The following is a 20,188-nucleotide window of genomic DNA, read 5'->3' as shown; positions in this document are numbered from 1 at the left end:
GCCAAAAGGTTTGAAATGGCTTGAGGCGACGGATACACCCTCAGGAAGAGGCTGCGGGGCGGACGCTAAGCCTGCCCGAACCGGCGATACAGGCTCGGAAACTACTCAATTCAGGCGGTGCCATGTACGATCGACGAGGCCAGTGCCTCACGCCGGCTTTCGGACTCGGAAAAGACCTCGACATGAGCAGCGCTGGCGTTCGCCAAGATAGATTTGGCACGACGCATGTCTTCCGCCGACCCATGCGCCATGACCAGAAACTTATCGGCCTTGATGGCCTCCTCGTAGCGGATTACGCTGTCCTTGGGGATGCTGAGACTGACCAAGGCAGCCGTCAATGCGCTGATCCCACCAACCACGGCGGCCGTTTCTACGGCCATGATTATGGCGCCGGCAAAGGCGCCCAGAACGATGAGCGGCCCGACAACCGGCGCCGTCACGAACAGACCGCCGACAAACAGGCCCCACAGACCGCCCCAGAAGGCGCCGCGAGAGCCCCAGAAAGCCACGCGATCGCCGATATTGTAGAACCCAACGACCGTCTCGTCGGTATGGTATCCCTGGCCGACAACACTGAGGTTTTTAATGTCGAACCCCGCCTCGCCAAGAACTTTGACGGCGGTATCGGCTGCGGGGTGATCGTCAAAAATGGCAATCGTTACGTCGGAGGTCTTCATGGGGAGTCCTTTTGGGGCTAACGGCGTCCGCGAGCGCGCTAACAGCGGACAGGTGGTTCTGCCTTCCATTTTTGCCTCGGGCCAGCCTCGGAAACTACTTAAACCCACTTGTGCCTTTGATCAGGGAAGCTATCGACGCAAACAACCGACTGTACCGTGGACGGTTGTTTTTGGAATGCGGCCTCCAGCCCCCCGATAGATCGACGTGATCCATGCCTGGGGTAATTACGTATGCAGCGTCAGGGCATATGCTATGGGACCAAACGACAAACCTTTGAAGCGTTTTACGCGGGATCATGATGTAGTCTGTGCAGACTGCCTTACTGCCCCCGTGTTCATCCGCCATAACGGTCGTGACTACGTCGTATGCGAAGTCTGCGGACATAAGGTGGCGTCATTTGAGGCCGCGACAAGCGCATCGCATCATGTTTCCCGGCGCCATGTCTCGCTAATCTTGCCCTACTTTGAAAAAAGTAAACTGGAAACGGGCATTATGCGTAAGCGCCTGGCACCGTGCACAAGCGGAAAACCGAAATTCATATACAGGGCGTGGGCTGAGACAGACGTGCTTGACGGGTGCTGAGGGGCAATTACGCATCCGGTCGCGCCGTGACTGACTCGCGCTGCTGCATCATCGGACCAACCCGGATATCGGATTGCATATACGTAAATCGGCCTTTCGCTGAACCAGGTCGCGCATTCGCACGTATACGTACGAAACGACAAAGGACGGCCATGGACGCCACAGGACAGACCAGACGAAATCCATTGCGGGCCGCCGCTATCTCAGCCGAGCTGGTGCTGACGGCGGCTGCTATCGGCAATGCGGCAACATTTGCCAATTTGAAGACGTGGTACGCCTATTTGCACAAGCCGGCCTTTACGCCGCCGAACTGGGTATTTGGACCGGCCTGGGGCACTCTCTATGTTTTGATGGCGGTGGCCTTTTGGCGCATCCTGACGCTTCCCGACACTGCGCGAAACAAAAGGTTCGCCGTTACCAGCTTTCTGGTCCAGCTTGCCTTGAACGCCTCTTGGTCTGTGGTGTTCTTCGGCATGCATTCGCCCGCCGGCGCGCTCGTCGTCATAGCTTTGATGATCGTCGCCATCGTGGCGACCCTGATCAGTTTTCTACGTTTTGACCGCCCGGCCGCCCTGTGTCTGGTGCCCTATCTGGCTTGGGTGTGTTTCGCGACGGCGCTGAATGCCGGCGTCTGGAGTCTTAATCGCTAATTAGGGCGTATCGCCTCCCAACCGGTGGCGAGACAGGCGGCCCATGACGCGCCTGAATATCTGAGGAAGTGAGAGAATGAGTAATCCAGATTTGCCCGTCCCCGGCGAGGACATTGACCCGGTATCGACGCGTATACGCAAACGTCTGCAGGCTGCCAAAACACGCTTCTTCGCCAACGACAATATCTCGGCCTTTATAGAGACCGGCGAACTCATAGAGATTGAAAATGAGGTGGCCGAGAAATTTGCCGCTGTGCTGGACAGCCTTGTGATAGACGTCGAGCAGGACCACAATACGCGTGAGACAGCGCGCCGCGTCGCCAAGATGTATCTGCGGGAAGTGTTCGCCGGCAGATATTCGCCCGCGCCACCGGTGACGGAATTTCCCAATATCTCCGCCCTCAACGAACTCATGATCGTAGGGCCCATCACCGTGCGAAGCGCCTGCAGCCACCATTTTTGCCCCATCATGGGTCGGCTATGGATCGGCCTTATGCCCAATGGTCACTCCAACCTGATCGGGCTATCCAAATATGCCCGCGTTGCCGAATGGATCATGTCCCGTCCGCAGATTCAGGAAGAGGCTGTCACTCAACTGGCTGATCACTTCATGGAGCGCGTGCGACCAGACGGCTTAGCTATCGTCATGGAAGCGGACCATTTCTGCATGCATTGGCGCGGCGTCAAAGACAATGAATCGAAAATGATCAATAGTGTCATGCGGGGCTCTTTTCTAAAGGACCCGGCTCTACGACGCGAATTTCTATCGCTTATCACCCCCAGCCGCTGAGGCATATCATGCTTGTTCGTTGTCTCTATGCCAGCCGCCCGACGTCACAACCCTCCGCGTCGCTTCTTTCCGACATCCTCGATCAATCGCGCCGCAACAACCCCGCCCGCGGCATAACAGGGCTGTTGTGTTACACCCAATCTGTCTTTGTCCAGGTGCTGGAAGGCGATCGTGAACAGGTCTCGATACTGCTGGCAAAACTGATGCAGGACGACAGGCATCAGACCGTAACCGTTCTGCTGTTCGAAGAAATCGCCGAACGTACCTTTTCGGGCTGGACCATGGGCCAGGTAAACATCGACCTGGTCAATCCGGGACTATTGCTCAAGTATTTTCCGAAACCGAAGCTCGACCCGTTTGCCGGCACAGGCAGGACAGCCATGGCCTTCCTAATGGAACTGGTGGCCACCGGCGCCATCGGGGCCTGAAGTATTGACGGCATGCTGACAGGGCATATGGGGAAAAACATGGCAAATTATCTCATTTTGGCGGCATCTAGCGCCATCGGTCAGGCAACCACCGAACGGTTGAGATCGCAAGGCCACCGCGTTCTGACCACTGCGCGGACTGCCGATAAAATCACCCCGGATTACATGATAGATGTGTCCGACTTTGACGCTGTCGAGCATGTTTTTGCCGAAGCGGGCCCGTTAGACGGCGCTGTCAATTGCAGTGGATCGCTTTTGCTGCGCTCGGCACACCTCACCTCCCGCGCTCAATTCGACGCTGTCATCTCGGCATCCTTGACGACGGCTTTTGCAAGCGTTCGTGCCGCCGGTAAGCATATGACCGGCGGAGGCTCCCTTGTTCTTATATCGTCTGCCGCCGCACTTGAAGGGCTCGCCAATCACGAGGCGATTGCAGCAGCGAAGGCGGGTGTCATCGGCTTGATGCTGTCTTCAGCAGCCACCTATGCGCCTATGAACTTGCGCATCAACGCGGTGGCACCCGGCCTCGTGCAATCGCCATTAACCGCACAACTGACGGGGAGCGAGGCGGCACGCAAAGTGTCTGAATCGATGCACGCCTTAGGGCGTTTGGGCAAACCGCAAGATGTGGCAGCCGCTATCGCTTTCTTGCTCGATCCGGAGAATGATTGGATTACCGGTCAAACCCTCGGGGTTGACGGTGGACTAGCGCGGGTCCGGCCCAAGACGAGGGTGTAGAGGCGCGCGCCATCGCGCAGCCCGGATCGGGTGGATTCGCGGCGTCCTTATTTTCGCCACATCGGTCGGCAAAGTCGCGATCGGGACGGAGACCATAAAAGGACACCTGTTTTGCACGACCCCGTTACCGCTCTCGTTGTTACCCTGTTCAGTTCGCCGGGTGTGGCGCTTCTTATGGCCGGCGCCATTCTTCTCTTCGGGATAGGCTTGATTGTCTGGTCAAGCATCAGCGAATATCGCCCCTTGCAGGAAGAATTGCGTGAAAGGTGGAACCTGATTTCGGCCCTGCGCGGGGGCGCAGCGCGTACCGCGTTTTATAGCCAATTTTCAAACCTGGATATCCGTTTCGGCGGCACTGCGAACAATGCCTCTGCATCAGCCGCCCTGGTGCTGGGATGGTCGAACTACAGAAGCCTTCTGGTCGACACCGGTGACAACACATACGCCACCTCCATACGGGCGGCCGAAGCGTTTGACCGTCTGGACGAGCCGGCACGCAGCCTGGAATGGTGGGCCAATATCCTTGTCGCCATCGGTCTGGTCGTAACCTTCCTCGGCATTGTTGCGGCGCTCAGCGAGGCCACCGCCGCCATGGCCGATACCAAGGGTGCCGGCATGGAAGCCGCCCTGATGGGCCTTCTGGCCATTGCGGCCACCAAGTTCTGGACGTCCATCGCCGGTGTTCTGGCCTCCATTATCCTGCGCTTCGTCGCCCGCCTGCGTCGCAAGCGTATCCAGTCCCTGGAAGCCACCTTGTTCGAAAGCCTGGATGCCTGCGTGCAATTCATGCCGCCGGAAAAAGTCATGCTCGAACAACTCAAGAGCCTGAAGCGTCTGGAAATCGCCTTGTCGCGCGAGGCGGCGGCATGAAGTTCCGTCACCGGCGCGCCGAAGATGTCGAGGAAGGCGAAAGCTATTATGTCTCCATGACCGACATGATGGTCGGCGTTCTTTTCATCTTCATCATCTTGCTCAGCTATTTCGCCCTCAATTATCGCTCGACGACCGCGGCCCTCACCAGCGCCAAGGACAGCCAGACGGCCCTGCTCCTGCAAACGGCGACCGCGCTTGAACGTCGCGATGCGTCCCTGGAGGTCGATACCAAAAACCGCATTGTGTGCCTACCCGGCAGCGTACTCGGCGATTCGTCGGGCGACCGGCACTGCTTCGCCTATTCGGGCGGCACGGAACCGGTCAAGCCAACGGCCACAATTGCCGCCGCCGATCGCGCCGCCTTTATGTCGTCGTTAAATGCACAATTGGGCGAGGTGGCCCGTAGCGACCTGAACGCGGCCACCCTCTCCTTTACGGCCGACCAGCTGTTCGTGACAGGGACAGCCACCCTGAAGCCTGAAGGTCAGACTATCGCCCAAAAGGTTGCCCAGACCCTGGCATCGCAACTGCCCTGCTACAGCTATGGCGTAACCCCGGCCGGCAGTTGCGCCAACGACACGAAAATGGCCATCGTCAACGTGGTGGCCAGTGTGAATCTCGATGTCAGCACGCCGCAAGGCCGCGCGGCACAAGCCCTCGCCCTGGAGCAATCCGTGGCCTTACGGGACGCCCTCATCGCCCATCAGCCGCAGCTTGCGCAGATGCGCGGCCAACAAGCCCCCGGCGGACAGCCGCTGTTGCAGGTCGCGTCCTATGCGCAGTCCCAGGCAAACGCGGCGGGCAGAGGCGCAAATCTGTCGATTGAATTCCGCATGGCGCAGTAGGCTCAAAGCGCGGAGGCGTGAACATGCCCACGCCTCCGAATACGGTTTTTGGTTACCTCTTGGCGTATATACAGGCGTTTATACACCGATTTTTGACGATTAGGTTCTAGGCTTAGGAAACTCCTGATTCGAGGCGGGCCATGGAACTTAAAATCACCAAAATCGGCAACTCACTGGGCGTTATCCTGCCACGTGAATTGCTTACGCGCCTGAAGCTGGAAAAGGGCGACACCATCTTCATTACCGAAACGCCTGACGGCTATCGCCTGTCACCTTACGATCCCGCCTTTGCCGAACAAATGCATACCGCGCGCGAACTGATGAAAAAACGCCGCAACGTCGTTCATGAACTGAGCAAATAGCATGGCCTTTCTGCTCATTCGCGAGGGCGTTATAGAGGCCGTTCAGGCCGAACTGGTGGCGGACCACGGCGCCAACGCCGACCGCGCGACGGGTTTGCGCGAACGCAGCATGATGAAGATGATGCACGCCCGGGTCCATGCCCTGAATCAGAGTTCAGCAACCGACCTGGCCAGCCTGGCCGCCTGCTACGGCTATGCCCTGGCACATGATCAGCTCTTCCATGGTGGTAATCTGGCCGTCGCCTTGATCACGATTGAACTGTTCCTCACCTTGAACGGTTACATGCTGAGTGCTGATGATACCACCTGCTTCCTCGGCCTCATGGTTGTAGCCGACGGCGAACTGAGCGCCGAAAATTTCGCAAGCTGGATACGCAACCATATCGTGCCCATGCCGCCGAAGGCCGGATAAAGGCAAATCGAGGGTGTCGATTGACATAATCGCCGTTGCTCGCATCGGAAAGCCACGCGATTAACAGCATAACAAGAATATCATATTATTTGTCTTCTATAGATTAGATCGCCGAGGTTAATGCCGGGGCAATACGTATTAACAATTGGCGCATAACAATCACGTTCGATTATGTTTAGAGTTCTTTACTGCCTCAAGGATCAACACGACTGGAGATTAGTACTCCTGGCCGGAGTTATCTGCCTCATCTCTTGCTTTGTATCGGCACTCATCATCGGGCGTGCGCAGACTACCCAGGGCGGACAACGCCTGCGCTGGATTCTCGCTGCCGGCATGGCCTGCGGTTTCGGCATCTGGGCCACGCACTTCGTCGCCATGCAGGCCTTCAACCCCAAGATGGGATTGGCCTACGACCTGACATTGACCCTTGTGTCACTCGTTTGCGCCATGGCGATCACCACGGGCGGCATCGAAATTGCCGTCAGTCGCGCCTTTCCCCATGCCCGTCTGGTCGGGGGCAGCGTCCTTGGGTCCGGCATTGCCACCATGCACTATCTGGGTATGATGGCGCTGGATGTTCCAGGATATGTTGAATGGGCGCCCGACCTCGTTATAGCATCGATCCTCATCAGTCTCCTGCTCGGCGCCCTCGCTCTGTGGACCATAACCCTGCCGGCACGCAGCCCATTGCGTCGTCTCGGCGGGCTTATATTGCTGCTAACGATTGTCGGCCACCACTTTACCGCCATGGGCGCAGTCACCATTCGGCTCGATGCGGCGCGCAAGATCAGCGGACTGGTCCTTTCGCCGCAAGCCATGTCGTTGGCCATCACCGTTACCGCTATCGCTGTCTTGAGTCTGTGCGTCTTTGCGGTCGTTTCAGCTCGCCGTTTGGACAGCTTGCGCGCCGACACCGATCGCCGCTTCCGCGTTCTGCTCGAGGGGATGGAAGACTATGCCATTTTCATGCTCGACACCCGCGGTAACGTCGTCGACTGGAAGGCCGGCGGGGACCGCATCAACGGCTATCTGGCTTCGGACATAGTCGGGCGTTGTTATGCCGACGTGTGTGCCGCAGATGCTGCCTTTCCGGACGATTACCGAGCGGCTCTGATAAAGGCCGCCAAGGAAGACCGAGCCGAAATTGAAGGTCCCGCCCGCCGCGCCAACGGTAAAATTTTCTGGAGCCACACCCTGTTGCGTGCATTGCGTGACGACGACGGCAAATTGCTGGGCTTCGCCAACATCACACAAGACATCACCGAACGAAAGACAACTCAGGATCGTGTGATAGCGAGCGCTAGAAATCTCGACGCCGCCTTGTCCAATATGCCTTTGGGCCTGCTGCTATTCGACCGGAACGAGCATCTGATCCTCGCCAACTCTCGCTTTTCCGAGCTATATGGCCTGGATCCGGCGTTCATGGCCCCCGGACTGACCTTTCGAGCGCTGTCGGACCATATCGTCAGCATTTGTCTGGGCAGGTCGGTGGATCCCGAAACCCTGGCCATGCACCATGCACGCCACATGGAATTGATCACCAAACCCGGCGGCGGGACCATGGTGTCGGATCTGTTCCAGGCGCGTTCAATGTCGATTTCGCATCGGCCGACCTCGGACGGCGGCTGGGTATCGACGTTCGAAGATGTGACGGAGCGCCGGTTGTCCGAACAACGCATCGCCCATATTTCGCGCCATGATGGCCTGACGGCGCTGCCCAATCGCTTGCATTTCAACGAATATCTTGATCAGGAATTGACTGCCGCAGCGCGCAACGGCGAGCAGGTCGCGGTGATCATTGCCAATCTCGACCGCTTCAAGGACATAAACGACCAACGCGGACACAGCGCCGGGGACACTGTCCTGAAGGCTGTGGCCCGTCGCCTGTCTGATGCGGCAAACAGTTGCGGGCTGATTGCCCGGTTCGGCGGGGATGAATTCGCCATCGTCAAACGCTTCGACCGGCGAGAGACGGTCGAGGCCAGGATAGCCGCGCTCAACGACGCAGTCTCTGTCCCCATTTCACTCGACGGAGGGCCGATTGCAATCCAGGCCAGCTTCGGCGTGGCTCTATATCCCGGTGACGGCAGCAGCCGAGAAACCTTGCTCAATAACGCCGACCTGGCGCTGAACCGTGCCAAGAACAATGCAGCGCAAAAGGTTTGCTTCTACGACTCCGGAATGGATGAGGCCGAACGCCATCGGCGTGCCTTGGCCGCAGACCTGGACATCGCATTGGCCAATGAAGAATTCCGGCTGTTCTACCAGGTGCAGCATTCCGTGCGCACCGGGGAGATAACCGGCTACGAAGCCCTGATCCGCTGGAAACACCCGGAACGCGGCTTCATTTCTCCGGCGGAATTCATCCCCATCGCCGAGGAAAGCGGCGCAATCGTCGCTATCGGCGCCTGGGTCCTGCGGGCCGCCTGCTTAGAAGCCCTGAGCTGGCCCAACACAGCCAAGATCGCCGTCAACCTCTCGCCGGTTCAGCTTAACGACATCACTCTGATAGAAACAGTTAAGTCGGTGCTCATTGAAACCGGCCTGTCCCCCTCGCGCCTGGAACTGGAAATAACGGAAACCACCATTATCGGCGACAAAGTCCGGGCCCTGCACCTGTTGCGCCAGATCAAGGCGCTGGGCGTGACCATAGCCATCGACGACTTCGGCACCGGCTATTCCTCCCTGGACACCCTCAATTCCTTCCCATTCGATAAGATCAAGATCGACCGCTCCTTCTTGATGGAGGCCGATAAGAGCCCACAAGCGCGCGCCATCGTCCGCGCTATCCTGGCGCTTGGCAAATCTCTGGGTATACCGGTTCTGGCGGAAGGCGTTGAAACCGAAAGCCAATTGGGATTGCTGCGCGAAGAAGGGTGCGACGAAGCTCAGGGCTACCTGCTGGGGCGGCCGGTCGAGTTCATTGACCGAAAAGCGGCCTGACCGGCCGTGATCTGGCCTCTCCTACCGCTTGGCACCGTCAAAAAAGCCCAGCGGAATCGCGTTCGCCATCGCTGCGGCACCTGCGTCATTGGGATGAAGATGGTCGCCGACATCGAACTCAGGCCTTAGCTTCGTCGGAGCGTCCGGCTGGCGCACAGCCAGGTCGAAATCGAACACGCCATCAAAAGTATGGCTTGTTCTTAGCCATGTGTTGATCGCCACGCGGCGCGCTTCCTTTTCATCGGAATAGTAGCCGCTAAAAACCGTACCTTCGAAAGGCGTAAGGGTGCCGGCATAGATGCTGAGGCCGCGCTCATGAGCCCGTGCCGCCATCTGGCTCAGGCCGTCAATAATATCCTCGGCTGACACATAGTCTAGAGACCCAGGCCCTTGCGCATGTCCCAAATCGTTGATGCCGATAAGGACAATCACGGCGGAGACATTCGGTTGGGCCAGGACATCACGGTCGAAACGCGCCAGACCGTTGTCACCAAACCGTGCCCATTGGCCGTGGTGCAGCACGCGATTACCGCTGATGCCACTGTTGACGACGCTGAGCGGAATGCCTGCCTCACGCAGACGGCGCCCGAAAACCTCCGGCCACGTACCGCCACGATCCGGTGTAAGACCATAGCCATCAGTGATGGAATCGCCGAAAGCAATAACAGCGCTTTTGGCCTCACCACCCGACACTTCGATTTCCGCAATCCAGGGAAATGCCTGGCCTAAGCCAATGTCCGCGGAGGACGCGCCTGTAAATTCGGCCGCGTCGGTCATCCGCCCTGGCGCCGTGTAAAGGACGCCGCGCTGAATATCGTGAACCGTGGATAGCGCCGCCGGACCAGCGGCATATACGCTGACCGCCAGATCGCGATCGGCGGTGACGTCCAGGGCGATAGGATCGCTCAGCACATAGGCGCCGGGCGCCAAAGTCACGCTCGCTTTCCCATTGAATGTCACCGCGCGGTCACTGGCGACGTCAATGCGACTGCCGGACACCCGGCGCGCCACGTGTATCTCGTCAAGCCGCAGCGGCTGGCTGCCATAGGCATTGGACAGGCGCACCCTCACGGCGCTACCGCCAGCACTGACGCGCACAATCTGACGCAAGGTCGTGTCCTTGATCTGCAAGGCGCTGCCGGCAGGCTCCGGCGCGGCATACCAGGCGGGTATCCAGACCGCCTGATTGGCCGACGGCTGCCGGGGCGCCTTAGCGGCTACCGGCATCGCCTGAAGCCCCGCGACACAGACAAGAGCGGCGACAATAGAGACAATCTTCATAAGCGGCATCCTGAGGGGAATCGGTCAAACCTTACATGACGGGCAGACGTGTGGACAGATGCAGACAGCCGCACCTCGACGCGTTTCGCCCGTCCAGTCTGCACCGGCTCTTTCACGCCTCAGTCCGTCGGACCGCACCACCCCGGCAGGTAACTGGCTTCAGGTGTTTTGGCGATCTCGCACGCCTGAGCAAGACAGGTCTCAAAGTTCTTCGCCAAGGCCGAACTTTTGATACGCCGTCGCAGAAAATCGGCCCATAGGAACTCGCTGAATGGCACCGTGTCCTTCGCGTAGCCGCCCGCCCGACGCAAAGCCCCGGCCAAAGACCGGTACGGATCATCGACCAAATCCTGGACAGACGTAGGAATATCCTCGTATTTGCGCCGCTGGCCCGATTCATCGAAGGGGTGCATCCAGTTACGGTTGTCGAGGACAACCCAGAACGCGTCCTTGGTGAGGTGGCTAAGATCGCTGACGACCGACACGAGCACATCCTCGACACCTTCATCATGCAGGGCTCGCGTAAGGTGGTGATGGTCGATGATGTAGGCGCGCTGTTTGGGACCCAGCACGACAGGGATCATATGGCGGCCCAGAAACACCTCGCCCTTGCCGTCCCGCTCGCTCTGCCATCTCTCGCGCTTGGCGGCAACTTCACGCATACCGACCGTCATCTGGGTCGGGCGCAGATCACGGATGGGTGTGGGCTTGACCCGAGGTTCACGAACCGGATGCATTCACATCTCCCGTAGGCATAGTGAGTGAAGGCTTCAAGGTATTTACCGCCTCATCGACACTGTGAAAAAAGCACCCTTCGCCCAGTTCACGCATAATACCGAAGCGCTCAAACGCGTCCTGCGCCTTGAGGGATTCAAGTCGCGCCAAGGCCAGACGGACCTGGTGAAGGCGGCAATAGGCGATGACATCTATGAATGCCTGCGCTGCAGAATAGTCAATATCGGCTATCCCGCTGGCTTCTAAAATGACGACCTGAGGCAGAGGATTCGCCGCGCTTATTTTATGGATCATGCCCCGCCGGAACACGTCAGCATTGGCAAACAGCAGAGGCGCCTGAAACGCCACAACCAAAATGGCCACATCTTCCGGCGGCGAGGCATTCCCTTTTTGAGGCCACCAGATCGTCGTACCGGGCAATCTGGACAATTCAACCGGTCGGGTCTGAAGGATCATGGCGACGCCATGCAGCAGCGACAGACCGATGCCTATGGCAACACCAGTCTGTATCGGAAGCGCTATAACCGCCACAGCGGTCAAGATAACCAGACCGCCCTCTAGCGGCGTCTGTTTGATCACCTTAATGACAGTGCCAACACGACAAATGCGTTGGGCAACAAACAACAAAATACCGGCGAAGGCCGCCTGCGGGACAAGGGTGAACAGATCGCCTCCCCAAAAGATGACGATCACCACACAGACGCTCGCGACAATGGCGGCGAGTTGCGACGTACCCCCGGCCTGTGCCACCACAGCTGTGCGCGGCGGGCTGGCATTGACCGGAAAGGCGCCCACCAGGGCAGCGATCAGGTTTCCCACACCCATGCCCCGAAAATCGCGATCGATGTCCGGTCCGTCGCCTCCGGGCGACGACATCGACTGACTGACGGCTGCGGTTTGCATCATGACGATCAAGGTAATGATAAGGGCCAGAGGCACCAATCGCGCCCATCCTGAAAAATCCGGGAGGGTCAACTGAGGCAGCCCAAACGGTACGGCACCCATAACGGATACGCCATGTCCGGTCAGTTTGAAAATGCTGACGGCCAGTGTCGCCAGCACTATGGCGATGAGCGCGCCCGGAAGGCGGCCGCTCAGCTTTTCCGAGACAAGCATTATTGCCAGCACGCCCAACCCCGTCGCCAACGTGTACGGGTTAAGCGCCGCCATATGCGCGATGATATATCCCACGTGCGCCGGCAAGGTGTCGCCAGAGACTGAAATCCCTAAAAGCTCAGGTAGCTGCGACACGACAATGTGCCCGCTAATGCCAATAAGAAAGCCGGTGATAATAGGAACGGACAAAAGGCCCGACACCCATCCCAGCTTCATTAAACTGCTGACGATCAGCATGCCGCCGACCAGTATCGCCAAGGCCGCCGCTTCGGCCGGAAGAGAACTTGCGTTGGTAACCGCAAGCGCCGCCAGCGTGCCGGCAAAAATCGGCACCGTGGTGGAATCCGCACCAGCCGTCAGGAGGCGATTACCACCGAACAGAGCAAACCCTAAGGTCGCCGCAACGAAGGCGAATATGCCCGCCTGCGGTGCAAATCCCCCCAGGTGTGCCGTGGCAATCTGCTCAGGCAGGGTTATGGCCGCCAAGGTCAGCCCCGCCGTCAGGTTTTGTCCCCACTGCGCGGCGGCCCAGCCTCTAAAAGGCGGGAGACGATATGCTAAACTGAGACGGCCGTCGGAGTCTATGGACCTGATCCCTATGTCTTTGTCACCGGAACTGGCGCTCCCGATGTGTTGTACGCAGCGCTCTCTTCGAACGGAAAAAACGTAAAATGTTTTCAGGGGCCGATCTGACCGAATCAGGGCGGCCCCATCACTAGGATCCGTAGCTTGCTATCAGGTGTTTGGCGATTTCCAATTCCTGCGTGTCAAACAGATCGGCATCCAGAGCCCCTTTCAATGCGATGGCGTCTTCCTCACGAACAAGCCTTTTCTTTTTCAGCAGCCGCCTGACTCGCTGTCCATACAGCACCTGTAACTCTGACAACGTCATGAGGCCTTCGGCGCGCATGACATCGTCGATTCCTTGGCAGTCTTCCGCAGATAGTTGAAAACTATTCTCGACAAGATCTCCGAGTCCAGCTTCAAGCCCCCTGCGCTGTTGCAGCGGCGTACATTCTGTTTTCCATTTTTCGATGTCGGCCCAAATATCATATTGAGGTATCATCTGCTCCGCCAGCCTGAGCAATACCTTCAGAAAGTAATCAAACTCGGTTGATTGAATGGCCATCTTTTTCCCCAGATTCATTCAGTTGCTTACGTAAAGGTCTATATCAAAAACTGACCCTCTACGACGTACAAAATTTACCATATTTTTATGACTGGACAGAAGAGATCCTGACTGTCCACCGCCCGTCATTCCTCTGGCCGATCACTCCCATGATCCGTCACTCTAACGACCCGTCAGTTGTCTGCACACGTCTTGAAAACGAGTAATATTGGAGAGGGCAGCGTCGCCGTATCTAAGCCGTCGCTGTTCCATCAGTAACTTGCAGTCGTCCGCCAATGACGACGCATTCGCCTGCGTCGCCCGTTCGAGGCGCGCGCAAAGGGCAATGGTTGCGGCCTCGTTACCGCTCGGAAAATTCGTCAGTTGCTCCCTTACCCGGCCCGCTCCGCCACGATAGGCGGCTGACTGATAGGTGGGCCATCGCGCCTCAAGCCGGCAATCACTCTCGACTTGCTCACGAACAGACATGTCCTGTATGCCGGCGAGGTTCGGCGGGGTTTGAAGACCGGCGGCGCACCCGCTCAGTAAGCCCGAGCCTATCAAAGTCCCCGAACCTATCAAAATCCAGACATGGTTTTTCGCCATCTTCGCTACCGATCTGCGGTCGGCGCACCGACCGCAACATAGAAGGCGACTGTATCTAGGTAGCGTTGCAATCGGGCGGCATCCACCACGCTATCCGCCTGTGCCTTGGCCCGAACAGCGGCCAGAAGCTGGATCTGACCGCCAGCGCCTTGCGCCGCCTGGCTTTGGCTAAAGGCCAGATTTCTGTCGGCCGCGTTTTTGACGTCCAAGGTATGCGCCAATCCCGTGGCATCGGCATACAACGCATCCAGGCAATCTGCGACATTTGAGAGTGCCTGCAAGACCACGGAGTGATAGCTGGCCTTGGTGGCTTCCAGTTGTTGTGTTGCCGCTCTCGCCTGATGCTTTAGGGCCACGGCGTTCGTTATGGGCTGTGTCAGACCCAATGCGATGTTCCAGTATCCGTTTCCTTGATTGACCAAATGCGACAATTGACTGGCCGCTCCCCCCGCACTTCCGTCCAGCGAGATGGCGGGCAGGCGGGCCGCCTGGGCCACGCCTGCGGCCGCATAGGCAGCGCGCAAATTGGCCTGGGCCGCCAATATATCCGGACGTTGAGCAACCAGTTCCGCAGGGGCGATATAGGGCAGATTATCGGGCAGTGAGAACAGGCGCAGACCGAGGGGGGCCGCGACAGGGTCCGCCGGCTCATGACCGGTCAGGCGCTTCAGCACGTCCTGAGCCACATTCAGCTGGTGGCGAAGACTCTCTTCCTGAGCGGCATCTTGAGCGGCGGTGGTCTGATAAAGAACAAGATCGGCTTGGCCGATGGCGCCCAGAGTTGCCTGGATCTGCATCAGTCGCAGCGTTTCCTGGCTGGCATGACGTGCGGCTGTAGCATCTGCCAGCTGGTCCTGAAGGCCGGCCGCCGTCAGTTCAGCCGCCACCGTGTTGCCGATAAGAATCTCCCGCGCGGCCGTTGTCTGATAGGCCTGGCTGGCAACAAGCGCCTTGGCTTGCTCCAGGCTGTGATGATTTTGCCCCCAAAGATCAACGGCATAGCTTACGGCCACCTGGCCCGTATGCAATGTGTAGGTTGGCGGAGGTTCATTGCCGGATAAGGGATTGGCAAGCGTATCCGAATTTTTGCTGCGCTGTAGCGCGTAGTTTATCCCGACCTGGGGCAACAGTGACGCTTTTTGCGCCGCATACATTTCCTTGGCGGCCGCCAAGCTGAAGGCTGTGGACTTCAGATCCGGATTTTGCGCCAGGGTTTCCGCGACCCGCTGATTCAGCTCATCCGACTTAAAAGCGCGCCACCACTCAGTGTCATGACTTTGCGTACCAAGGGCTTGGGTTGCCGCGTCAGCATGCGGGAGCGCTCGCGCATCGCCGGAGCTGGCGTAGGATTTGAGTGCGGGCGCGGACGGCGCGATATAGGCCGGACCGACCGCGCAACCGCTTAACCCCAGCAGGGAAGCGACAGCCAGAGAGGCAGACAAGACGAGAAGCGAAGACGAAACACGAATATGAGTCATTTCACGACCTGCGCACTTGTGGTCAGGGGGTCGGCTTCGTCCGCTTCTTCCGAAATCAGGTGACGGCTGACATGTTTGGAAAAAAGGCTCAGAAGAACGGGAAGTACGGTCAATATCAGCAGGGGCGCCAGGCTGGCCCCACCGACAACGACGATGGCGAGGGGTTTCTGGACCTGCGAGCCAACGCCGTTGGCGACTGCGGCCGGAAGCAGCCCGACAAAGGCAACGAAGCAGGTCATGACGACCGGACGCAGGCAGTGTTTCAAGGTCAACTGCATGGCGCGTGTCCGTGACAGGCCATCATCTATCGCCTGATTGTAGGTCGAGACAACGATAATCCCATCCATCACCGATATGCCCAGCAAGGCGACAAAGCCGATGGCAGCGGATATGGAAAACGGCGTATGGGTCAGCAGAAGTCCGGCCACACCCCCGATCATGGCAAGCGGCATGGCCGCGCCGGCGATCGCCATATCCCTCACCGATCCGAAGTTCATGAACAAAAGCACCAGGATAAGGCCAATCGCCACCGGCACGATAACCGAAAGTCTGGCCAGGGCCTGGTCGAGTTCGCCCAGTTCTCCCGCCCAGGATATGTGGTAGCCGGGCGGTAATTTGATCTCTTTATCTATCCGTGCCTGCGCTTCCTTGACCGCGCCGCCCAGATCGCGCCCGCGCACGGAGAACTTGATCGGCACATACCGCTCCCCGCCTTCCCGGTAGATAAACGACGCCCCCGAGACCAGCTTTATGTCCGCGACATCGCCCAAGGGCACCGAAATGGGAAGGCCCGTCGGCGATGTGCCCGTGACGGGAATGCGGGAAATAGCGGCGATGTCATTGCGGTCAGACGGCGAAAATCGAACGATAATCGGATAGTTGCGGTCGGTTCCCGGCTCGTAATAGGCCGCTGCGTTTGCGCCGCCGATAGCCGCCTGAACGACAGCATTTACATCACCTGTATTGAGACCATAGCGCGCCGCCTTTTCACGGTTGACCGTAATGTTCAAGGTGGGTTGACCCAGAGAGTTGAACACACCCAGGTCTGCGATACCGCGCACGTGAGACATGGCTTCTTGTATGCGTCCCGCCGTCTTTTGCAGCGTATCGAGATCAGGGCCAAACAACTTGATGGAGTTCTCGCCTTTGACGCCGGAGGCCGCCTCTTCGACATTGTCCTGTATATATTGCGAGAAGTTGAACTCAATGCCGGGGAAGCGGCCCGCGAGCTTCGCGTTCATCTGTTCGATGAGCTTTTCCTTGGACAGCCCTTTCCAGGCGGCGTTGTCCGTGAACGGTTTGAGCGGCACGAAGAATTCTGCGTTGAAAAAGCCCGTGGCGTCGGTTCCATCGTCGGGACGGCCGTGTTGCGAAATTACGGTCTGAACTTCCGGATATGAACTCAGAATACGCCGAATATCGTTGACGTAGCCGTTCGAGGCTTCGAGCGAGACCGAAGCAGGCATGGTGGCGCGTATCCACATGTTGCCTTCCTCGAGATGCGGCAGAAATTCCATGCCCAAAAATGGTACCGCTACAGCGGCAAACAGCGCAAATCCGCCGGCGATCGCCAAGGTCTTCAGGCGTGACTTCATGCACAGCGCCCAAAGCGGACGAAACACACGGTGGAGACGCGCGACCAGCCACGTATCCTTTTCTTCAAGGTTTTTCTTCAGAAAGACCGCGCTGAGGGCCGGCGTTATGGTGAAAGTCGCGATCAATCCGCCAATAATGGCATAGGCGTAGGTCGTGGCCATGGGACCGAAAATCCGTCCGACCACACCGGTGAGGGTGAACAGCGGCAGGAAGCTCGTAATTATGATGACGGCGGAAAAGAATATCGGCTTTCCGACTTCGCTGGCCGCCTCCAATATGGCGGAGCGCCGCACGCCGCCGGACAGGACTTGCGCCTTATGCGTCGTCGATAACTCTGACAGGTGACGGTAGATGTTTTCCATCATGATGACGGTCGCATCGACAACAAGCCCAAAGTCAATGGCGCCGACCGACAGCAGATTGGCGGAATCGCCCTTGACGACGATGATTATGACCGCGAAGCACAGGGCGAATGGAATTGTTGCCGCCACAATGAGCGCGCTGCGGACATTGCCGAGAAACAGCCATTGCACGATGAAGATGAACAGAATGCCTTCGACGAGGCTGTGGAAAACCGTCTCCGTCGTTATCTTAATCAAATCGCTACGGTCGTAGATACGCTCGATATGGACGCCGTAAGGCAATATATTGCCGGCATTTATGTGATTGATCTCGGCTTCCACAAGCTTGATGGTCGGGGTGCTTTTTGCGCCGCGCTGCATTAGGACGATGCCCTGAACGATGTCGTCATCCTTGTCCTGTCCGGCGATGCCCTGACGCGGCAGGTTGGAAACGACCACCTCGCCCAAGTCCTTTATCTGGACGGGAATGCCCTTTGCCGAGGTAACCACCGTGGTGCGAATATCGTTGATCGATTGAACCAGGCCGACCCCGCGGACAATCGCCGACTGAGGGCCGAAATTGACCGTTTGACCGCCGACATTGACATCGGCGTTGCCGATGGCAGCCAATATCTGCTGCACGGATATGCCGTAGGCATTCAGCTTTTGCCGGTCCAGGACGACTTCGTAGCTTTTGGTTTTGCCACCCCAACCGGTCACATCGATCACACCGGGCACCGCCTTTAAGCGACGCTCCAGCATCCAGTCTTCGATCGTCTTCAGATCTGTAAGGCTGTACCCTTTGGGGCCCACCACGCGGTATCGCATGATCTCGCCAATCGGACTGACGGGCGATATGCCCGGATGCGCCCCACCGGGCAGCGCATCCATCTGGCTCAGCTTGTTGATGACCTGCTGCTGCGCCTGCTCGTGCGTCAGGTCATAGGTGAACTGAACCTTGACGTCAGACAGGCCAAACAGGGAAATCGTCCGCACGCTGGACACGTGCGGTATGCCCGCCATCTGTATTTCCACCGGGATGGTGACATTACGCTCCATCTCCTCCGCCGAATAGCCGGTCGACTGCGTCACCACTTCCACGGTGGGGGGCACCGGATCGGGATAGGCTTCGATGTTCAGCTGTGTAAAGGCAAAGACGCCAACGGCCATCATGGCGGCGAGCCCCATAAGGATAAGCACGCGCTTTTGCAGGGCGAAGTTGACGATATATCTCATTATGAAATGCCTTGAATTCGGGAAATCGACTGGAGTGCTGTAACCGCCAAGCCTCAGCCCAGTCCGGCCTTATCAACGAACAGCCCGCCCTTGACGACGACCCGATCACCCGGTGCCAACCCGGTCAAAATCTGAGCAAAACCGCTGTTGACGAGACCGATTGTCACGGGACGGCAGTGTGCGGTACGGGCTTTGTCGACAACCCAGACCCGCGCCTGATCGCCCTCGCGGATGACGGCATCGACAGGTATGGCCAAGGCGGTCTGGGTGCGCTCGCCCGAAATGTCGAAGCTGGCGAACATCTCCGGTTTCAGCGCACCATCCGTATTGGCGATTTCGGCACGGACGGGCAACCGATGTGTGTCCGGATCCAGGCTGGGGGCGACCGAGCGAATCCGGGCCGTATAGGGCTTATCGGGATAGGCTGTGACATGCACCGACACCGTTTGACCGACAGCAATCTTGCCTGCGTCGCTCTCCGATACTTGGGCCTGGAGCCACACGCTGGAAATATCGGTCAGGGTTATGGTGAGCGTTCCCGTACCCGTAATCATAAGGCCGGGTGACACGGCGCGCTGCACGACCACGCCAGAGATCGGCGCGCGCACGACCACTATATCCTTGCCACCAAACGCGGTGCCGCCCAGCTCATTGGACGAAACGCCCAGAATGCCCAGCTTTTCCTTTTCGCTCTGCAATGCCGCCTGTGCCACCTGTGCTGCGCCGCGAGCTGTAATGAGGTCATGTTGTGCCTGTTCATAGTCCTTCAAGGCGCCGCCCGCCGTCCGGTACACCCCTTCGGCGCGTTTCTCGGCGGCGTCCGCCAACGCCTCCTGCGAGCGCGCGGCCGACAGATTCGCCTCAAGCGCCGCAACATCCGACCGCGCCTGGACGTACTCGTTGGCGGCAATGGCAAATAAGGGCTGGCCCTTGGCGACCCGCTGGCCTGGCTCCACCATGACGGCAACGACGCGCCCTGTGTAGGGCGAATAGACCGATACGGTTTGATCGTCGTTTGTCGTTATTTTGCCATCCGCCGACGCGATATCGTGAAAATCGCGCTGACTGGCCGTTGCGAACGTCAATGCGCCGTACTGATCGGGTGTCAATTGGACCGTGCCCGTTTGAGCGGCTGTTTCCGTTGCTGCGGCTTCGTCATGCCCCTTGCCCAGGCACAACATCAGTATGCCGGCAAGGCAGACGGCAACGGCCAACCCCAATAGCCAAAGATCCCGCCTGGCAACGGATTGAAAAAGTGACCCAGGCTTCATGCGCATCGTGAATTCCACCTCATGCCGCAGTGCAACAGTTGCGATGCGGCAGCGCAGCGACACTATATCTGCTGACCTTGCCGGGTGATGGCTGGAATATTACAGATTGGAAAGGTAGC

General features: G+C 58.4%; 18 protein-coding genes. 9 read left to right on the top strand and 9 right to left on the bottom strand.

The window, feature by feature from the left end:
* Positions 1–110: 110 nt before the first annotated feature.
* Positions 111–677 carry a hypothetical protein gene (locus AEAC466_RS40290; RefSeq protein ID WP_023459636.1) on the bottom strand — a complete coding sequence of 189 codons (567 nt, stop codon included), beginning with the start codon at positions 675–677 and terminating at the stop codon, positions 111–113.
* A gap of 735 nt (positions 678–1,412) precedes the next feature.
* Here AEAC466_RS40290 and AEAC466_RS40285 point away from each other — a divergent pair.
* From AEAC466_RS40285 to AEAC466_RS40245, 9 genes are all read left to right on the top strand, one after another.
* The gene (locus tag AEAC466_RS40285; RefSeq protein WP_023459635.1) at positions 1,413–1,910 is read left to right on the top strand and encodes a TspO/MBR family protein; all 498 of its coding nucleotides are present in this window, start codon (positions 1,413–1,415) and stop codon (positions 1,908–1,910) included.
* 76 nt (positions 1,911–1,986) lie between these two features.
* Positions 1,987–2,700, top strand: coding sequence for a GTP cyclohydrolase I (gene folE / locus AEAC466_RS40280; RefSeq protein ID WP_023459634.1), 714 nt, complete (start codon positions 1,987–1,989; stop codon positions 2,698–2,700).
* Between the two features lie 8 nt (positions 2,701–2,708).
* Positions 2,709–3,128, top strand: a complete 420-nt coding sequence (locus tag AEAC466_RS40275) for a BLUF domain-containing protein (RefSeq protein WP_023459633.1) — start codon at positions 2,709–2,711, stop codon at positions 3,126–3,128.
* Between the two features lie 12 nt (positions 3,129–3,140).
* Positions 3,141–3,866 carry an SDR family NAD(P)-dependent oxidoreductase gene (locus AEAC466_RS40270; protein WP_023459632.1) on the top strand — a complete coding sequence of 242 codons (726 nt, stop codon included), beginning with the start codon at positions 3,141–3,143 and terminating at the stop codon, positions 3,864–3,866.
* Positions 3,867–3,977: 111 nt separating this feature from the next.
* Positions 3,978–4,736 (top strand): hypothetical protein, encoded by a 759-nt coding sequence (locus AEAC466_RS40265; RefSeq protein ID WP_023459631.1) that lies wholly within the window; start codon positions 3,978–3,980, stop codon positions 4,734–4,736.
* On the top strand, positions 4,733–5,584 hold the full coding sequence (locus tag AEAC466_RS40260) for a hypothetical protein (protein WP_023459630.1): 852 nt from the start codon (positions 4,733–4,735) through the stop codon (positions 5,582–5,584). The genes AEAC466_RS40265 and AEAC466_RS40260 overlap by 4 nt, the downstream gene beginning before the upstream one ends.
* A 140-nt stretch (positions 5,585–5,724) precedes the next feature.
* A complete protein-coding gene (locus AEAC466_RS40255; protein ID WP_023459629.1) occupies positions 5,725–5,946 on the top strand; it encodes an AbrB/MazE/SpoVT family DNA-binding domain-containing protein in 222 nt (73 codons plus the stop codon).
* A gap of 1 nt (position 5,947) precedes the next feature.
* The gene (locus AEAC466_RS40250) at positions 5,948–6,358 is read left to right on the top strand and encodes a hypothetical protein (protein ID WP_023459628.1); all 411 of its coding nucleotides are present in this window, start codon (positions 5,948–5,950) and stop codon (positions 6,356–6,358) included.
* Positions 6,359–6,529: 171 nt separating this feature from the next.
* The gene (locus tag AEAC466_RS40245) at positions 6,530–9,301 is read left to right on the top strand and encodes a bifunctional diguanylate cyclase/phosphodiesterase (protein WP_031239359.1); all 2,772 of its coding nucleotides are present in this window, start codon (positions 6,530–6,532) and stop codon (positions 9,299–9,301) included.
* Between the two features lie 21 nt (positions 9,302–9,322).
* On the opposite strand, the gene AEAC466_RS40240 is transcribed toward AEAC466_RS40245, so the two are convergent.
* The 8 genes from AEAC466_RS40240 to AEAC466_RS40205 all read right to left on the bottom strand — a co-directional run bounded on the left by AEAC466_RS40240 (position 9,323) and on the right by AEAC466_RS40205 (position 20,075).
* The gene (locus AEAC466_RS40240) at positions 9,323–10,582 is read right to left on the bottom strand and encodes an SGNH/GDSL hydrolase family protein (RefSeq protein WP_023459626.1); all 1,260 of its coding nucleotides are present in this window, start codon (positions 10,580–10,582) and stop codon (positions 9,323–9,325) included.
* 119 nt (positions 10,583–10,701) lie between these two features.
* Positions 10,702–11,319, bottom strand: a complete 618-nt coding sequence (locus tag AEAC466_RS40235) for a ParB-like protein (protein WP_023459625.1) — start codon at positions 11,317–11,319, stop codon at positions 10,702–10,704.
* A complete protein-coding gene (locus tag AEAC466_RS40230; protein WP_255346298.1) occupies positions 11,303–12,937 on the bottom strand; it encodes a SulP family inorganic anion transporter in 1,635 nt (544 codons plus the stop codon). Before AEAC466_RS40230 ends, AEAC466_RS40235 begins: the two co-directional genes overlap by 17 nt.
* Positions 12,938–13,148: 211 nt before the next feature.
* Positions 13,149–13,562 (bottom strand): hypothetical protein, encoded by a 414-nt coding sequence (locus tag AEAC466_RS40225; protein ID WP_155913805.1) that lies wholly within the window; start codon positions 13,560–13,562, stop codon positions 13,149–13,151.
* Between the two features lie 162 nt (positions 13,563–13,724).
* The gene (locus tag AEAC466_RS40220) at positions 13,725–14,147 is read right to left on the bottom strand and encodes a hypothetical protein (protein WP_023459622.1); all 423 of its coding nucleotides are present in this window, start codon (positions 14,145–14,147) and stop codon (positions 13,725–13,727) included.
* 5 nt (positions 14,148–14,152) lie between these two features.
* Positions 14,153–15,625, bottom strand: a complete 1,473-nt coding sequence (locus tag AEAC466_RS40215) for an efflux transporter outer membrane subunit (RefSeq protein WP_023459621.1) — start codon at positions 15,623–15,625, stop codon at positions 14,153–14,155.
* Complete coding sequence (locus AEAC466_RS40210; RefSeq protein WP_023459620.1) at positions 15,622–18,798, bottom strand: efflux RND transporter permease subunit; 3,177 nt, start codon at positions 18,796–18,798, stop codon at positions 15,622–15,624. The genes AEAC466_RS40215 and AEAC466_RS40210 overlap by 4 nt, the downstream gene beginning before the upstream one ends.
* 53 nt (positions 18,799–18,851) lie before the next feature.
* Entirely contained in the window at positions 18,852–20,075 is a 1,224-nt protein-coding gene (locus tag AEAC466_RS40205) for an efflux RND transporter periplasmic adaptor subunit (protein WP_023459619.1), read from the bottom strand.
* Positions 20,076–20,188: the final 113 nt, after the last annotated feature.

This window comes from Asticcacaulis sp. AC466, from assembly GCF_000495815.1.
GTDB lineage: Bacteria > Pseudomonadota > Alphaproteobacteria > Caulobacterales > Caulobacteraceae > Asticcacaulis.
This window is presented reverse-complemented; position numbering and strand designations above follow the sequence as displayed.

What these genes read in the sequence shown, in the direction of transcription:
- AEAC466_RS40220 (WP_023459622.1), bottom strand. Translation starts at nt 14,147, where the DNA reads ATGGCGAAAAACCATGTCTGGATTTTGATAGGTTCGGGGACTTTGATA.
- AEAC466_RS40275 (WP_023459633.1), top strand. Translation starts at nt 2,709, where the DNA reads ATGCTTGTTCGTTGTCTCTATGCCAGCCGCCCGACGTCACAACCCTCC.
- AEAC466_RS40270 (WP_023459632.1), top strand. Translation starts at nt 3,141, where the DNA reads ATGCTGACAGGGCATATGGGGAAAAACATGGCAAATTATCTCATTTTG.
- AEAC466_RS40225 (WP_155913805.1), bottom strand. Translation starts at nt 13,562, where the DNA reads ATGGCCATTCAATCAACCGAGTTTGATTACTTTCTGAAGGTATTGCTC.
- folE (WP_023459634.1), top strand. Translation starts at nt 1,987, where the DNA reads ATGAGTAATCCAGATTTGCCCGTCCCCGGCGAGGACATTGACCCGGTA.
- AEAC466_RS40215 (WP_023459621.1), bottom strand. Translation starts at nt 15,625, where the DNA reads ATGACTCATATTCGTGTTTCGTCTTCGCTTCTCGTCTTGTCTGCCTCT.
- AEAC466_RS40255 (WP_023459629.1), top strand. Translation starts at nt 5,725, where the DNA reads ATGGAACTTAAAATCACCAAAATCGGCAACTCACTGGGCGTTATCCTG.
- AEAC466_RS40260 (WP_023459630.1), top strand. Translation starts at nt 4,733, where the DNA reads ATGAAGTTCCGTCACCGGCGCGCCGAAGATGTCGAGGAAGGCGAAAGC.
- AEAC466_RS40210 (WP_023459620.1), bottom strand. Translation starts at nt 18,798, where the DNA reads ATGAGATATATCGTCAACTTCGCCCTGCAAAAGCGCGTGCTTATCCTT.
- AEAC466_RS40245 (WP_031239359.1), top strand. Translation starts at nt 6,530, where the DNA reads ATGTTTAGAGTTCTTTACTGCCTCAAGGATCAACACGACTGGAGATTA.
- AEAC466_RS40235 (WP_023459625.1), bottom strand. Translation starts at nt 11,319, where the DNA reads ATGCATCCGGTTCGTGAACCTCGGGTCAAGCCCACACCCATCCGTGAT.
- AEAC466_RS40285 (WP_023459635.1), top strand. Translation starts at nt 1,413, where the DNA reads ATGGACGCCACAGGACAGACCAGACGAAATCCATTGCGGGCCGCCGCT.
- AEAC466_RS40205 (WP_023459619.1), bottom strand. Translation starts at nt 20,075, where the DNA reads ATGCGCATGAAGCCTGGGTCACTTTTTCAATCCGTTGCCAGGCGGGAT.
- AEAC466_RS40250 (WP_023459628.1), top strand. Translation starts at nt 5,948, where the DNA reads ATGGCCTTTCTGCTCATTCGCGAGGGCGTTATAGAGGCCGTTCAGGCC.
- AEAC466_RS40290 (WP_023459636.1), bottom strand. Translation starts at nt 677, where the DNA reads ATGAAGACCTCCGACGTAACGATTGCCATTTTTGACGATCACCCCGCA.
- AEAC466_RS40240 (WP_023459626.1), bottom strand. Translation starts at nt 10,582, where the DNA reads ATGAAGATTGTCTCTATTGTCGCCGCTCTTGTCTGTGTCGCGGGGCTT.